Annotated in this window: 12 protein-coding genes; 5 read left to right on the top strand and 7 right to left on the bottom strand. The window is 64.2% G+C overall.

Annotated features, from left to right (window positions below; genetic code table 11):
- A complete protein-coding gene (gene purS, locus ACIPY3_RS17735; protein ID WP_011773385.1) occupies window positions 1-252 on the bottom strand; it encodes a phosphoribosylformylglycinamidine synthase subunit PurS in 252 nt (83 codons plus the stop codon).
- 283 nt (window positions 253-535) lie between these two features.
- On the opposite strand from purS, the gene ACIPY3_RS17730 reads away from it, so the two are divergent.
- Both ACIPY3_RS17730 and ACIPY3_RS17725 read left to right on the top strand, forming a co-directional pair.
- A complete protein-coding gene (locus ACIPY3_RS17730; protein ID WP_400336265.1) occupies window positions 536-742 on the top strand; it encodes a hypothetical protein in 207 nt (68 codons plus the stop codon).
- 113 nt (window positions 743-855) lie between these two features.
- Window positions 856-1146 (top strand): DUF1540 domain-containing protein, encoded by a 291-nt coding sequence (locus ACIPY3_RS17725; protein WP_400270962.1) that lies wholly within the window; start codon window positions 856-858, stop codon window positions 1144-1146.
- 57 nt (window positions 1147-1203) lie between these two features.
- Here the strand turns inward: ACIPY3_RS17725 and ACIPY3_RS17720 are convergent, their stop codons facing one another.
- A complete protein-coding gene (locus tag ACIPY3_RS17720; RefSeq protein ID WP_400336263.1) occupies window positions 1204-2142 on the bottom strand; it encodes an NAD(P)-dependent oxidoreductase in 939 nt (312 codons plus the stop codon).
- Between the two features lie 152 nt (window positions 2143-2294).
- Between ACIPY3_RS17720 and ACIPY3_RS17715 the strand changes: the two genes are divergently transcribed.
- Window positions 2295-5288 carry an exo-alpha-sialidase gene (locus tag ACIPY3_RS17715; RefSeq protein ID WP_400336261.1) on the top strand — a complete coding sequence of 998 codons (2994 nt, stop codon included), beginning with the start codon at window positions 2295-2297 and terminating at the stop codon, window positions 5286-5288.
- Between the two features lie 281 nt (window positions 5289-5569).
- Window positions 5570-8725, top strand: coding sequence for a S8 family serine peptidase (locus ACIPY3_RS17710; protein ID WP_400336260.1), 3156 nt, complete (start codon window positions 5570-5572; stop codon window positions 8723-8725).
- Window positions 8726-8823: 98 nt separating this feature from the next.
- Here ACIPY3_RS17710 and ACIPY3_RS17705 read toward each other — a convergent pair whose 3' ends face one another.
- Window positions 8824-9705: a helix-turn-helix transcriptional regulator gene (locus ACIPY3_RS17705; RefSeq protein ID WP_400336258.1), complete on the bottom strand. Its 882-nt coding sequence runs from the start codon at window positions 9703-9705 to the stop codon at window positions 8824-8826.
- 238 nt (window positions 9706-9943) lie between these two features.
- Between ACIPY3_RS17705 and ACIPY3_RS17700 the strand changes: the two genes are divergently transcribed.
- Window positions 9944-11368: an MFS transporter gene (locus ACIPY3_RS17700; RefSeq protein WP_400336297.1), complete on the top strand. Its 1425-nt coding sequence runs from the start codon at window positions 9944-9946 to the stop codon at window positions 11366-11368.
- Here ACIPY3_RS17700 and ACIPY3_RS17695 read toward each other — a convergent pair.
- The 4 genes from ACIPY3_RS17695 to ACIPY3_RS17680 are packed head-to-tail and all read right to left on the bottom strand — an operon-like array spanning window position 11330 to window position 13724.
- Window positions 11330-11719: a serine protease inhibitor gene (locus ACIPY3_RS17695; RefSeq protein WP_400336257.1), complete on the bottom strand. Its 390-nt coding sequence runs from the start codon at window positions 11717-11719 to the stop codon at window positions 11330-11332. The genes ACIPY3_RS17700 and ACIPY3_RS17695 overlap by 39 nt on opposite strands.
- 30 nt (window positions 11720-11749) lie before the next feature.
- Window positions 11750-12709 carry a 3-methyladenine DNA glycosylase gene (locus tag ACIPY3_RS17690; protein ID WP_400336255.1) on the bottom strand — a complete coding sequence of 320 codons (960 nt, stop codon included), beginning with the start codon at window positions 12707-12709 and terminating at the stop codon, window positions 11750-11752.
- Entirely contained in the window at window positions 12666-13247 is a 582-nt protein-coding gene (locus ACIPY3_RS17685; RefSeq protein ID WP_400336254.1) for a serine protease inhibitor, read from the bottom strand. The genes ACIPY3_RS17690 and ACIPY3_RS17685 overlap by 44 nt, the downstream gene beginning before the upstream one ends.
- A gap of 9 nt (window positions 13248-13256) precedes the next feature.
- Window positions 13257-13724, bottom strand: coding sequence for a MarR family winged helix-turn-helix transcriptional regulator (locus ACIPY3_RS17680; protein ID WP_400336253.1), 468 nt, complete (start codon window positions 13722-13724; stop codon window positions 13257-13259).
- Window positions 13725-13798 lie beyond the last annotated feature (74 nt).

The raw sequence follows: 13798 nt of genomic DNA, 5'->3' as shown, positions 1-13798 counted from the left end.
TCAGGCCTCGACGACCTCGACGTTGACAACATCCTCGATCACCGGGTTGGAGAGCAGCGTCTCAGCAGCCTCACGTGCCTGTGCCAGGATTGCGTCGGTCACCTCGCCGTCGACCGTCAGTTCGAAGCGCTTGCCCTGGCGGACTGCGCTGAAGCTGTTGAAGCCGAGGCGGGGCAGTGCACCCACGATGGCCTTCCCCTGGGGGTCCAGAATCTCGGGCTTGGGCATGACGTCAACGACGATCCGGGGCATCCGGTAACTCCTGTGCGTGAGTTGGGTGAACCTTTAAATAAGGCTGCCGCGGAGGATGCCGTCTCACGCCGTTCAGCCGCGTTCGAACTATGTCCCGAAAACGGTGTCCTGAAACGGTGTGGGGGCGCTCCGCGAGCTTGCACGTCTATCCTACCGGGAGGAGCGCACATACCCTATTCAGCGCGTTTGTGCGAGGAGCCCCCGCCGATTCGGGGGAAATTCCCTGCGATCAGGGCCCGACGGCGGTCTGGCAGCAGGTGCGTGGCGTCACTAGGATTGCGGCATGGCTGAGAAACCGAAGTCGATGGTGCTGGGCGTGATGGCCGTAGCTGTTTTCGCCGGGCTGGGGCGCATGGTCGTCCAGAAAATCAAGGCGGACAGGGCTGCCCGCGAAAACCGGTCCACGGGTCCGCTGGACAAGGAAACGCTGGAGAAGATCAGCCGCGCGGTCAGGACCCCTGGCCAATTCCTGCGGGCTCCAGGCAAATGAACGGATTAGGGAACGTACAAATGCGCTAATCAAACGGGTTAAACCCCCGGAATCAGGCGTAGTTTGGGTAGTACACCCGGGGTTCAGCCCCTTGGCCCACACCAGGAGGAACAATGACCGAACATGTTGCCGAAGTATCCGCCTGCAGCGTCGGAACGTGCGGGTTCAACCACAACGGTTGCACTGCCTTTGGAATCACCATCGGCGGCACCCAGGACCACGCATCCTGCGCCACGTTCATCGACACCACCACCATGGGTGGACTGCCCAAGGTCCTTGCGCATGTTGGTGCCTGCCAGCGTTCGGAGTGCGTCCACAACAACAACTTGATGTGCGAAGCCCACGATGTGAAGGTTGGCCCCGGCGCCGATTCCGCTGACTGCCTCACGTACGAGCACGCCTGATACCCACTCGCGAAAAGCGGGCACGTCCTTGACGGACGTGCCCGCTTTTTCGCGTGCCTAGCCGGCTACCAGGTTGGTCAGTTCCCGGCCTTCCTTGAGGGCTGCAAGGTTGGACAGGACCAATGCCGATGAGCCCTTGGGGCGGTTGCCGGCGACGTGGGGCGTGATGATCAGGTTGGGTGCTGACCAGAGGTCCGAGTCGGCCGGGAGTGGCTCAACCTTGGTGACGTCCAGCGCCGCCGCGCGCAGGCTGCCGTTACGCAGTGCCGTCAGCAGGGCATCCTCGTCCACGGTGGCGCCGCGGCCCACGTTGACGAACACTGCCGTCCTCGGAAGGGCATTGAGCACCTCGGCGTTGAGTGAGCTTTCGGTTTCCGGAGTCGCCGGCAGGATGGAGACCAGCACGTCCGTGGTCTTCAGTACCTCGGGGAGTTCGGAGGTGGCGACCACCGGGAACCCATACCGCTCGCCGACGGAATTCGCGACGCCCGTGACCTTGGCACCCAACGCGGCCAGCAGGGGAGCGAGCCGGCCGGCGATGGAGCCGAACCCCCAAATGGTGACCTTGGCGCCGTCGAGCGTGTAGAGCTGCTCGGTATCCGGCGACGACTGGGCCACGTTGTAATCGCGGTTCCAGGTGGCGGCTTTTTGCGACTCGACCAGCACGTCCAGGCGCCGGACCGCAGCCAGGACCAAGGCCAGGGCGTGTTCGGCCACGGGGCCGTCGTGGAGTGAGCGCCCGGAGGTAATGGCCACGTTCTCTGCGAAGCCTGCGGCGAGGACGGAGTCCGGGCCCGCGGCGAGTGTTTGGACGAGCTTGAGGTTTCCGAGTCGCTGCGCTGCGTCGCGCAGGTTGTCTGCGGTGTTCTGCCAGACCACCAGGACTTCGGCGTCCGTGTGCTCGTCAGGAATCGGCTGGTCGACCTGGTACGTGGCGACCGTTTCCCCTGATGCGCTCAGGTCCAGGGCGATGGTGTGGGGGACGAGGATTTTCACTGCGCAGCTCCATTACTGAGGGTTTGCCGGTATGTGTTCGACGTTAGTGCCTGCAGGCAGACGGACGCATTCCACCGGTTCATCTCTGGCAATGTGACGACCAACACTCTATGGTTGTAGGACGTTCGACGTGGCACGTAACACCAATGGTCATGTTGGATCGATCCCGCCGTTTCGAAAGGACACTGGATTTGAGATCCCCCGCACTCTCGTTCGCCCGTTTATCCTCCGTAGGTGCCGTGGGCTGTGCCTTGGCCGTCAGCCTGGTGGCTGGCTTGGGCTTGCCTGCCAATGCCGCCCCCATTCCTGCCAACGACCCCACGCTGGCCCCCGGAAGTTTCAGCGAAACCAACCTCGCTGCCGACCGCACCACGGCCAACTTCTTCTACCGGATCCCCGCCCTCACGTACCTGGCCAATAACGTGGTCCTCGCTGCGTGGGACGGCCGGCCGGGGTCGGCAGCGGACGCCCCCAACCCCAACTCGATCGTGCAGCGCCGCAGCACCGATGGCGGCAAAACGTGGGGCCCGGTTCAGGTCATTGCCGCCGGACACGTTGGCGATGCGAGCGGCCCGAAGTACGGCTACAGCGACCCTTCCTACATCTACGACGCCGAGGCCAACAAAGTCTTCGCCTTCTTTGTCTATTCGAAGGACCAGGGCTTCGGCGGCAGCCAGTTCGGCAACGACGACGCTGACAGGAACGTCATTTCCTCCGCCGTCATCGAGTCCTCTGACGGTGGCGTCACTTGGGGCCAGCCGCGGCTGATTACCAACGTCACCAAGCCCGGCACCAGCAAGACCAGCCCCGTGGCCGGGGATGTCCGCTCCAACTTCGCGTCCTCCGGCGCGGGCATCCAGCTCAAGTACGGGCAGCACAAGGGCAGGCTCATCCAGCAATACGCGGGCGATGTGCGCCAGGCCGACGGGACCAACAAGATCCAGGCCTACAGCGTCTACTCCGACGATCACGGGGCAACCTGGCACAAAGGCGCCAACGTGGGCGACCGGATGGACGAAAACAAGACCGTTGAGCTCTCCGACGGACGCGTCCTGCTGAACTCCCGCGACAACGCCAACCAGGGCTACCGCAAGGTGGCCATCTCAACGGATGGCGGCGCCACGTACGGTCCCGTCACCCAGGACACTGAGCTGCCGGACCCCGCCAACAACGGCGCCATCTCGCGGATGTTCCCCAACGCCGCCCAGGGTTCGGCCGACGCGAAGAAGCTCATCTTCACCAACGCCAACTCCAAGACCGGACGCGAGAACGTTTCCGCCCGGGTGTCCTGCGACGACGGCGCCACGTGGCCTGGCGTGCGCACCATCCGTTCGGGTTTCTCGGCCTACTCCACGGTGAGCCGCCTGGCGGACGGAAAGTTCGGCGTGCTCTACGAGGGCAACTACACCGACAGTATGCCGTTCGCCACGTTCGATGACGCGTGGTTGAACTACGCCTGCGCTCCGCTCTCCGTTCCCGCGGTCACCACTGCTCCGGGCACCACGCAGCAGGTTCCCGTGACTGTGACCAACCAGGAAGCGGAGGTCCTGTCCGGGGCGAGCGCAACGGTTTACACGCCGTCGGGATGGTCCGCCACCACGGTGCCCGTGCCCGCGGTTGCTCCAGGAGCCTCGGTGACCGTTAATGTCGCCCTCACCGCGCCTGCCAACGCCAGTGGACCGCAGAACTTGAACGCGGCCTTCACGACGGCGGATGGCCGGGTTTCGCAGTACACCTTCACCGCCACGGTGCCTGTGGCACCGCAGGTGGGACTCGCGATCACCGGTTCGGCGCCGGCCCGGGACGTCGTCGCCAGCCCGTACCAAGTGGGCGAGACGTTGAGCTACACGTTGAACGTCAAGAGCACGGCCAACGTCACCGCCAACGCGGTGCCCGTGTCCGGGACTTTCGACTCCGGGTTCCTGCCGCCTTCGGCTCCCAACTGCCGGTACAACAACCTCGCCGCAGGAGCCAGTTACACCTGCACCACGGCCAAGCACGTCATGACTGCGGCCGACATCCAGAGGGGCTACTTCGTGCCCGAAGCCAGCTTCAGCATCACGTCAAGCACGACGCCGTCACTCACCAAAACCGTGCCGTTTACCGGCGCTGCGGTGGCCTTGCGCGACGGGCTGCTGGCGGCCGACATCAGCGGGGCGCGTGCCGACGTCGGGCGTGACCTGGCGACCCAGCCCTACGCTGCCGGTGACCTGGTCCCGTACACGTTCACGGTGAAGAACACGAGTGTGCTCGCGGCGAAGGTAGTACCCACGGCCGGCAATTTCAGTCCGTTCCTGCCCGACGGTGCGGGCAACTGCCGGTACTCGTCGTTGGCTGCCGGGCAGAGCTACCAGTGCGCTACTCCTCGCCACACCGTGACAGCGGCCGAGGCTGAGCAGGGCTTCTTTGTTCCAGTCACTTCGTGGGAGGTCAGCGCTGCCGGTCAGTCCACCAAGACCTACCAGATCAGCGGTGGCGAGGTGGATCTGAAGGTCCGCGACGCTGCGTTGTCGGCAACCGTCGCTGCTGAGTGGACGGACGCGAACGGCGACCGCTTTGCCAGTGCGGGCGACCCCGTGACGTACACGTACACGGTGGGCAATGCCGGGAACGTGGCAGTGGCCGGGGTGGAAGCTCCCGTGGCCGGGATTTCGCTTGCTTCCCTGTCTGCCGGAGACAGCGTGACTGCCACGCGTGAGCATGTGCTGACGGCTGCTGACGTGGCTGCGGGGTCCTTGCCCGCTCTGTCCTTCGAAGTGACGGCGCGAAACGGTGCCAAGGAGGTTGTTGCGGCGGCGGAAGGTGATGCACTGGTTTTGAAGGTGCAGCCCGCGCAGCCGTCGCTTGAACCGCGACTGACCGTCCAGGACTTTGATGGCCAGACCCCGCCTTTCGACCTCGGTACGGAGTTCAAGTACCGCAACGGCCAGAAGGTGGTTTTGAAAGGGCTGGAGTACGGGCAGTGGTACTACGTATATCTCAATAAGAACAGCTACCGCCTGGGTTGGATTTTCCCAACAACGGATAACACCGTGGAATTCATTCTTCCTTCCGATGTGAAGAATGGCCGGGATGATGTGGTGGTGCTGGACAAGGACGGCAAGCAGGTCTCCTTTGATCGGCTGCAAGTGACGCCGAAGGGCTGAACCCGCTTTGCGGGGAGGTCGTCGGTATCTGAACGGGCGGCCTCCCCTCACGCTGCGGTTCTTAGTTCGTCACATGGCTTGCCGCGCGGCGTGTGACAAGACAAATTTCCCGAAATGTGCTGTATGTCATAATTCCCCGTCGCTATGTACTCTGTGACTCGGTTGGTTGCGTCGTTTTGACAGGACCTGTCAAAAAAGCAACCATCTCCAGTTGACAGGTCCGGGCGAAGGCGCCGGGTCCTCCCCAGTGAAAGGTGCAGTCACTCGTGAAATCACAAGGAATGAGCTTCGTCAGAAGCGGGGGGCTTCGGAAGGCAGCGGCCTTGGCCGTGGGCGTTCCGTTGCTGCTCTCTTCGGTGGCGTTGCCGGCCCAGGCCGCTCCATCAACGGAGAACGCGCCAGGGAATGTTGCGTCGGTGGCCAAGAAGAACCTTGACCCCAACGCTTACAAGGACGGCCGCTACATGGTGGTCCTGGCAGAGAAGCCGGCAGCCACTTACGACGGCGGCACTGCAGGGCTTGCGCCAACCAAGCCGGAGGAGGGCAAGAAGCTTGACGCGGACAGCGCCCCGGTCAAGCAGTACCAATCGCACCTTCAGCAGAAGCAAAAGGAAGTGGCGCAGCAGGAAAACGTCACCATCCAGCGTGAATTCACCACCGCTGTGAACGGCTTCAGCGCCAACCTCACGGCGGACCAGGCCATCAACCTGGCGAAGGACCCGAAAGTGCTGCTGGTCTCCCCGGACACGCAGAACGCCCCGGACTACTCAACTACCGACTTCCTGAAGCTCAGTGGAGCCAACGGCACGTGGAACACCCAGTACGGCGGCATCGACAACGCCGGCAAGGGCACCGTTGTTGGCGTGATCGACACCGGCTACACCCCGTCCAACCCGTTCTTCGCCGGTGAACCAGTGGGCCCACTGGTGGGCAACCCGCAAGTAGGCGTTCCCTACCGCACGGGTGACGGCAAGATCGCCATGCTGAAAGCCGATGGCGACACCTTCGTGGGCGAATGCCAGGCAGGAACAGGAACCGGCGCCGATTACGACGGCACCGCCTGCAACTCCAAGGTCCTCAGCACCCACTACTTCGCGGACGCCTTCCTTGAAACCGTTCCGCCGGAAAACCGAGCCCCCGAAGAAGTCATCTCGCCCGTGGACGTCGACAGCCACGGAACCCACACCGCAAGCACCGCGGCGGGCAACGCCAACGTGGAAGCAACCGTGGACGGCCGCAGCTTCGGTACCACCAGCGGCATTGCACCGGCCGCGAAGCTCTCCATCTACAAGGTCTGCTGGGAAGACACGGATCCCGCTACCGGCGGCTGCTATGGATCGGCGTCCATTGACGCGATCGAGCAGGCCATCCTGGACGGTGTGGATGTGCTGAACTACTCCATCTCCGGTTCCACCACCTCCACCACGGACCCGGTTTCCCTGGCCTTCCTGTCCGCGGCTTCAGCCGGCATCTTCGTGGCAACCTCCGCCGGCAACTCCGGCCCAACCCCGAGCACCGTAAACCACGGAGCTCCGTGGCTGACCACTGTTGCCGCTACGTCGTTCTCCCAGGAACTGCAGGGAACCGTCGAATTCTCCGATGGCAGCAAGTTCCGCGGAGCGAGCATCATGAACAAAGAGGTGAGCGGGGCCGGCGTCGTGCTTTCCACCAATGCCGCAAGCGGCAACGGCAACGCAGCCCTCTGCGCTCCGGATTCGCTTGATCCTGCCAAGGTGACCGGCAAGGTGGTTGTTTGTGACCGCGGCGTTGTGGACCGCACCGCCAAGAGCGCCGAAGTACAGCGCGCCGGTGGCGTCGGCATGATCCTGGTGAACCTGACCGACTCCTCGCTGGACACGGACAAGCACGTCATTCCCACCGTCCACGTGAACCCGCCGGCTACGCAGGCCATCAAGGACAAGGTCACGGCCAACCCGGCCATCACCGTCTCCCTGCGCAACCGCGACACCACCGGCCTGCCGCTCGAAGCCCAGCCGCAGATCGCCGGATTCTCTTCCCGCGGCCCGCTGCTCGCCACCGACTCCGACCTCCTGAAGCCGGACGTTTCCGCCCCCGGCGTTGCCATCCTTGCGGGTGTTTCCCCGATCGGAACCGGCGGCGACAACTTCGGCTTCCTTTCCGGCACGTCCATGGCCTCCCCGCACGTGGCAGGTTTCGGCGCTCTGATCCTGTCCAAGAACCCCACATGGTCGCCCGCCACGGTGAAGTCGGCCATGATGACCACGGCCGGCCAGGTGAAGCTCGCCAATGGCGCCCCGAACACGGACGTCTTCGCCACCGGCGCCGGCCAAGTTGATCCCGCCAAGGTTCTGTCTCCGGGCCTGGTGTACGACAACACCACCGAGGACTACCTCAAGTTCGTCCAGGGCACCGGCATGGACCTGGGCATCCCGGGCCTCGGCACCACGGCCGCCCGCGACGTCAATGTGCCGTCATTCGCGCTGGGCAACCTCGCAGGCAAGATCGAGGTCACCCGCACGGTGACCGCGCTGACTCCGGGTCTCTACCGGGCTTCGGTCAACGTTCCCGGTGTGGACGTCAAGGTCACCCCGTCCGTGCTCAACTTCAGCCGGGCAGGCGAGAAGCGGACCTTCAAGGTGCAGTTCGAGAACAAGAACGCCGCACTGGGCAAGTTCGCCATGGGTTCGCTGAGCTGGCAGGGCGCCAACAAGACGGTAACCTCTCCGATCGCCGTCCGTCCGCAATCCGTGATCGCGGACAAGGCCCTGACCTTCACGGGAACCGGCCGCAACGGCTCCGGAACCATCAACATCACCTCCGGCACCAACCTGCCGGTGGGTGTCACCGTTGATGGGCTGTCCAAGGCCGACTCCTCGGCCATTGAACTGGTTCCGGGTCCGTTCGCCGGTGAAACCAACGCCTCGAACTTCGTGAAGAAGGTGACCGTGGGTGCGGGCAGTGCCCTGGCCAAGTTCTCGGTGATTTCCTCCGACCAGGCTGCGGACTTCGACATGCTGGTCCTCACGCCGTCCGGCCAGCAATTGCCGGCCGCTACGGCCTCGGCCAGCGAGTCGCTGTCGGTGCCGAACCCGGCCCCCGGCGATTACTACATCTTCGCCAACCTCTACGCGAGCCCCAACAACCAGCCCACCAAGGCCTCCGTTGACGCCGCGGTCCTGGGGGCCAACGAAGGCAACGCCTCGGTGACGCCGAATCCCATCAAGCTGGCCAACGGCAAGAAGGGCACCATCTCCCTGAATTGGAAGAACCTGGCGCCGGGCTCGTACATCGGCAGGCTGACCTTTGCGGGAACCAGTGAGCCGAGCTTCGTCACGGTGGTGGTGAGCCCGGGCGGAACCGCTGTTGTTCCGGACAACGAGGATCCGAAGAAGGACAAGAAGAACCGCGGCAAGATCCGTGGTGACGAACAGACCCAGGAGAACAACGCCGGCTAACTCCGGACTCCTGACGAACAGCAGTGGCCGGTGGGAAATCCCATCGGCCACTGCTGTGTTCAGGCGTCTGCCGGTTCCGGGACAGATGATCGTTGACATCACCTGGAGGGGATGCGCTTGGCTCCACCTGCCTTGACGGCGTCGCAGGATGTCAGCAGTTGGAGGGACTCTGCGGCAGCCGTGCCCGGATCCGCGGTGTACATGAGGATGCGGTGGCCGGATTCATCGGGCGGGGTCAGGACTTCAAAGTTGAGTTCAATATCGCCCACTTCCGGGTGGTGCATGTATTTCAGGCCGGACATGCAGTTCTTCACGGGGTGCCGCGCCCAAAGACTGGCAAACTCTGGGCTTTTCAAGGTCAGTTCCCCTACCAACGAAGCAAGCTCCGGATCGTCGGTTGCCTGCCCTGCCACCATTCGAAGCGACGACACGGCCCGGGTGGCCTCCTCCTGCCAACGGGTGTAGAGCTCGCGGGTGTGCTGGTCCAGGAACAGCAGCCGCGTCATGTTGGGCCGCGTGGAAGGCGTGTCCGGGGAAGTGAATTCAAGATGGCCGGCAACGAGCCTGTGGCCGATGTGGTTCCAAGCCAGGACCTCGCTGCGGCGTCCAAGGACGACGGCGGGCGTGGTCGCCATCGACTGGATGAGCCGGAGCGTGCCTGGCCTGACCTTGTCCGGTTTGGACAGGGTCCGCCTCTTGGTTGTTCCCGGCCGCGCCAGGTTGAAGAGGTGTGCGCGCTCATCGGTATTCAGGTTCAGCGCCCGGGCAATGGCGTCGATCACGGCCTCGGAGGCGTTGTTGCTGAGTCCTTGCTCCAGCCGCGTGTAGTAGGTGTTGCTGACGCCGGCCAGCATGGCCAGCTCTTCCCTGCGCAGTCCTGGAACACGGCGAATGCCGTAGTTCAGCAGGCCAACGTCCTCTGGTTGTAAGGCAGCTCTTCGGACGCGAAGGAACTCCCCAAGTTCACTCGGATTACTCATGGGCCCCATTCTGCCGGTCTTGTGCAGTCGTGTCCTGTCACTGCCAGGGGTAGGCAGAAGGGGGTGTGGTTGATTCCGTCGGCTTGGATGAACGTGGAGTTGTGAAGATGCCGCCCGCGGGCGGCTGTAACTCCCAGAGAAGGAACTCTCCATGACAACTCAACCGGATGTCAGCACGGAACCCGGCGTTCCGCCCTTGAGCGAGGAAGCCCAGGCGCCGGCCCGTGCGCCTGAACGAATGAACGGGCGTCAGCGGCTGGCGCTCATTGTGCTGCTCGCGGCGAGCTTTACGCTCGCAGTCGACTTCTCCATCCTCAACGTTGCCCTGCCGGCGATTGGTGCCGACGTCGGCTTCAGCCTCGAGAACCTGCAGTGGATCGCGACGGCGTTCGCGCTGTGCGCCGCGGGTTTGACGCTCCTGTTTGGCCGCGTCGCTGATATTGCAGGCCGTCGAAGGATGTTCATCATCGGTATGGCGTTGCTGGGTGTAGCGTCGCTGGCCGGTGGCCTGGCTGCGGGTCCTGTACTGCTGCTCATCGCCCGCGTCGGCCAAGGCATTGCGACGGCGATCGTCGTTCCGGCGGCGCTGTCCTTGCTCCTTGCTTCCTTCCCGGAGGGTCCGTTGCGTGACAAGGCCCTGGGGCTGAATGGTTCGCTGATGGCCGCGGGCTTCACTACCGGTGCCATCCTGGGCGGGCTCCTGACGGACCTGCTCAGCTGGCGCTGGGCCTTCTTCATCAATGTTCCCGTGGCTGTTGCAGTCCTCATCATTGCCCCCATTGTCCTTGGCGAGAGCAAACCGGCCACGAAGCTCAAACTCGATGTTCCGGGCGCGATCACGGTGACCCTGGGCCTCCTGGCACTTGTTTTCGGCCTGACGAACGCCGCCGAGCATTCCTGGGCCGATCCCCTGACGTTGGGTCCGCTGGCAGCAGCCGTGCTGCTGTTCGTGGTCTTCGTTGCAGTTGAACGCCGGGCAGCGTCACCATTGGTTCCGCTGGAGATCCTTAAGCGCTCCACGGTCGCGTGGGGAAACATCGCGGGCATCCTTGCGTTCGTCACGGAGACATCCCTGGTTTTTCTGCTCACGCTGTACCTGCAGCAGGTTCTCGGCTACACGCCGCTGGGTGCAGGCCTGGCCTTCGCAGTTCTCGGCCTCGGAACGGTACTGGGTGGTGTCCTTGGTCCCAAGGTCATCGGCAGGATCGGCAACAAGAGGGCTGTCGTCTACGGATTCATCGTCCAGGCCATCGCCACCGGTGCCCTTGTCCTGCTCAGCGCACAGCCCGCGTCGATTGCCCTGCTGCTGGTCGCCACGTTCGTTGGTGGCGTGGCCAACCTCGTGGTCATTGTCGGTTTCATGGTCACCGCAACCTCCGGCCTGCCTGATGCAGAGCAAGGCCTTGCCACCGGGCTGGCAACCATGAGCCAGCAGATCGGCATCACCATGGGTATTCCGATCATGAGCGCCATCTTCACGGCACAGCTCCTTGCCATCGGGAACAGCGCCGCTCCGTCCGTGCTCAGCGGCGTCACCACGGCGATTTGGGTGAATGCGGGTCTGTGCGGAGCCACGGCCTCAGCAGTGGCACTGTTCCTCCGTCGCCCTGTTTCCCGCGTTGATTTAGGTTGCGCCGGACGCGCCACCCGTATTGCCGAGTAAGGGGGCCATGGTTTTCCAGCGGGCGATCTCGCAGCCGTCGGTCCGGCTGAAGGAACTGTTGACCGGCCGGCCACGGAATGAGCCCGTCACCAGCGCCGTCTGCGGGCCGCCGTACTGTTGCGTGCAGATCCGGTCCGGGCGGGGGACGGGAAAGAAGATTTCCTCGCCGAATTGCTCGACGGCGGCAAGCGCCGCGTGCGCGTCCGGCAGGTTCGAATCGAGCGAACCTTCGTCCGGTGACAGGACGCCGTCCACGGACCGCAACCGGAACTCCCGTGGCTCAGCGCCTGGTGCCTCTGTCAGCGTGACCGTCAGGTCGACGTCGTACTCGGTCTTTTCGGTGGAAACCATGCTTGCCTTTCGCTGGTGGTGGCGGGTGCTTCAGGCGGGCAACGCGTCCAGCAGCGGCCCTACAGCCTCAAGCACGCGGGTCCGCAGCTCCTGGGATTCGGCCGCGAAAGCCCGCTGGTACTCAACGTACTCGGCCTTGCCCTGCGGTGTCTCGATCCTGATGGGCGGGTAGCCCCATTCTTCGAGGTCGTAGGGGGAAGCCTTCATGTCCATGGCACGGATCCGCCATGACAACTCGAAGCAATCCATGACGAGCTCGCTGGGCAGCGCGGGCGTGAGCTTGTAGGCCCACTTGTAGAGGTCCATGTTGGCGTGCAGGCAACCGGGCTGCTCCATGAACCGCTGGTTCCCGCGGGTGGGAGCCTGCTCGTTGAGCGGGACGGCGTCCGGCGTGTAGAAGCGGAAAGCGTCGAAGTGCGTGCACCGGATGCGGTTCTGTTCCACCACGGCATCGGTGCCTTCGCCGCCGAGCCGCAGCTGCAGGTATTCGTGCCGGAGCTCGAACTTCTCCTGCCGGTACACCATGGCCCACTCGTGCAGCCCGAAGCAGCCGAACTGGGCCGGGCGCATGGCAGTGCCCCGCAGGATGATTCCCGCGAAGCGAACGGCTTCGGCGCGCTGGCATGCGAAGCCGTCGCGGTCAAAGGCGACGGCGGGCGTTCCGGGAGCCAGTCCGACGGCGGCGAGCTGGCCGTCGTCGAGCCGGTGGTAGAACTTCCATTCGGCCCGTTCCAGGGCGCGCTCGCCCGTGAGGATCACGCCGTCGCCGGGATGCCAGCGCAACAACTGGCCGGGCTTCTGGGTGTAATACGTGAAAAGGAAGTCCTCCACGGGGTGTTTCCGCCCGGCCGAACGACGCGCCAGGTAGGGGTCCGCATACTGTGCCACCCGGGCATGATGGGCAGCCTCCAGCCCGAGCCATTGCTCCTGCGGGAGGTGCTGCGGGCTAGGCTGCTCCACCGCTGGCACCAAGGAGGACGCTTGCAGCATCCCACTGCGCAATCTGGCAGCCGTCAGTCCGGCTGAACTTCCTGTTCACCTCAGTGCCGTCCACGGAGCCCGTGACCGTGGCAGTTTCCGGGCCACCGAACTGCATGGTGCAGTTTTGGTCGGCCGGAACAGGTGCAGTCAGGAGGGTGGGGTAAGTCTTCAGCGCCTCGCAGGCTGCCGCCGCGGTGGGGTGCTTGCTTTCAGCCGCCGGTACGCCGCCCGCGCAAACCAAGGTGTAATTCTGTGGCGTGGCCTCGGGGGAAGCCAGGAAGGTGATGGAGAGTTCGGCGTTGCCCTGGCCCGGTGTTGCCGGGGGAAGGCTGGGGTTCGGTTCGCTGGGTCCGACGCTCGTGGGCACCTGCGTGGGGGTGCCGCTGGAGGAAGCGGACGACGACGGTGCTGGCGTGGCGCTGGTAGTGGCACTTGATGTTGGGGTGCTGGTGCTTGTGCTGTTGTCGGGGGCGGGTGTCCCCGTGCAGGCGGTCAGCCCGGCGATGGCCAGGACTGCAAGTGCGGACCGAACGATTGGCAGGCGCATGATGCTATTTTACGACGCTAAGTTTCGTTGGGTGGCGGCGATCAGTCCGGTCATTGCTTGGTGAAGCTCGGCTACTTCCTCACGGCTGAGGTTCAGGCGCTCGCGGATGGTGGCGGGCACGGCCGTTGCCTGCGCCCGGAGCGCGGCACCCTTCTCCGTGAGTTTGATGGCCAAGGCGCGTTCGTTGCCCGGAACGCGCTCGCGGGTGACCAGTTCGGCTTCTTCCAGCCTTCGGAGGAGCGGGGAGAGGGTGGCGGGCTCGTGCAGGAGGGCGTCGCTGATGTCCTTGAGGGTCCGCGGACTCCGCTCCCAGAGGGCCAGCATCACGAGGTATTGCGGGTGGGTCAGCCCCATCCGCTCCAGGACAGGCTTGTAGATGCCCACGACGCTGCGCGATGCCACCGTGAGGGCGAAGCAGAGTTGGCGTTCCAGGAGGAGGTCGTCGGTCTCTTCGGTTGCGTCGGTGACTGCTGTCATGGCTTCCCTCCCAGGGCCGGGTCTGTTGATTAGTTAGTGTACTAATTATTAGCGTACTATGAAGGTGTTGATCG

The sequence above is a fragment of the Paenarthrobacter sp. NPDC089714 genome, from assembly GCF_044748905.1.
Classification (GTDB): Bacteria; Actinomycetota; Actinomycetes; order Actinomycetales; family Micrococcaceae; genus Arthrobacter.
This window is presented reverse-complemented; position numbering and strand designations above follow the sequence as displayed.

Bases quoted from the DNA above. Each gene is read 5' to 3' on its own strand.
- purS (WP_011773385.1), bottom strand. From the start codon at position 252: ATGCCCCGGATCGTCGTTGACGTCATGCCCAAGCCCGAGATTCTGGAC.
- ACIPY3_RS17730 (WP_400336265.1), top strand. From the start codon at position 536: ATGGCTGAGAAACCGAAGTCGATGGTGCTGGGCGTGATGGCCGTAGCT.
- ACIPY3_RS17725 (WP_400270962.1), top strand. From the start codon at position 856: ATGACCGAACATGTTGCCGAAGTATCCGCCTGCAGCGTCGGAACGTGC.
- ACIPY3_RS17715 (WP_400336261.1), top strand. From the start codon at position 2,295: ATGTTGGATCGATCCCGCCGTTTCGAAAGGACACTGGATTTGAGATCC.
- ACIPY3_RS17710 (WP_400336260.1), top strand. From the start codon at position 5,570: ATGAGCTTCGTCAGAAGCGGGGGGCTTCGGAAGGCAGCGGCCTTGGCC.
- ACIPY3_RS17705 (WP_400336258.1), bottom strand. From the start codon at position 9,705: ATGAGTAATCCGAGTGAACTTGGGGAGTTCCTTCGCGTCCGAAGAGCT.
- ACIPY3_RS17700 (WP_400336297.1), top strand. From the start codon at position 9,944: ATGAACGGGCGTCAGCGGCTGGCGCTCATTGTGCTGCTCGCGGCGAGC.
- ACIPY3_RS17695 (WP_400336257.1), bottom strand. From the start codon at position 11,719: ATGGTTTCCACCGAAAAGACCGAGTACGACGTCGACCTGACGGTCACG.
- ACIPY3_RS17690 (WP_400336255.1), bottom strand. From the start codon at position 12,709: ATGCTGCAAGCGTCCTCCTTGGTGCCAGCGGTGGAGCAGCCTAGCCCG.
- ACIPY3_RS17685 (WP_400336254.1), bottom strand. From the start codon at position 13,247: ATGCGCCTGCCAATCGTTCGGTCCGCACTTGCAGTCCTGGCCATCGCC.
- ACIPY3_RS17680 (WP_400336253.1), bottom strand. From the start codon at position 13,724: ATGACAGCAGTCACCGACGCAACCGAAGAGACCGACGACCTCCTCCTG.